At 63.2% G+C, this 476-nt stretch carries 1 protein-coding gene and 1 pseudogene; both read left to right on the top strand.

Features of this window, described 5'->3' with window-relative positions:
• Positions 1-261: 50S ribosomal protein L44e (locus DVK06_RS17520; protein WP_121601158.1), on the top strand; the 261-nt coding region annotated here is incomplete at its 5' end.
• A gap of 3 nt (positions 262-264) precedes the next feature.
• Positions 265-458: pseudogene (locus DVK06_RS17515) on the top strand (30S ribosomal protein S27e).
• Positions 459-476: the final 18 nt, after the last annotated feature.

The raw sequence follows: 476 nt of genomic DNA, 5'->3' as shown, positions 1-476 counted from the left end.
AACACGTACTGCCCGAACTGCAAGGGTCACCACGAGCACGAAGTGGAGAAGGTCCGGACGGGACGCCCGACCGGAATGAAGTGGAACGCCCGTCAGACGCGACGCGGCAAAGCCACTATCGGTAACGCCGGTAAGTTCTCCAAGGTGCCCGGTGGCGACAAGCCGACGAAGAAGACCCACCTGAAGTACATCTGTTCCGACTGCGGCAAGGCCCACATGCGCGAGGGCTGGCGCGCCGGTCGCCTGGAGTTCCAGGAGTAAATCATGGCAGGAAACTTCTACAAGGTCGCGTGCAGCGACTGCGAGAACGAACAGGTCGTCTTGGAAAAGCCTCCTCGGTCGTCAACTGCGCCGTCTGCGGGACGACCCTCGCCACGCCGACCGGCGGCAACGCCGAGTTCCACGGCGAGGTCGTCGAGACGGTCGAGCGTCGCGACAGCGACGAACTTGAGGCGTAACTCCCTGGAGGACCTCAG

Source organism: Halorubrum sp. Atlit-28R, assembly GCF_003665955.1.
Lineage (GTDB): Archaea > Halobacteriota > Halobacteria > Halobacteriales > Haloferacaceae > Halorubrum > Halorubrum tropicale.
The sequence above is the reverse complement of the archived record's forward strand: the minus strand, read 5'-3'. Positions and strand labels throughout refer to the sequence as shown.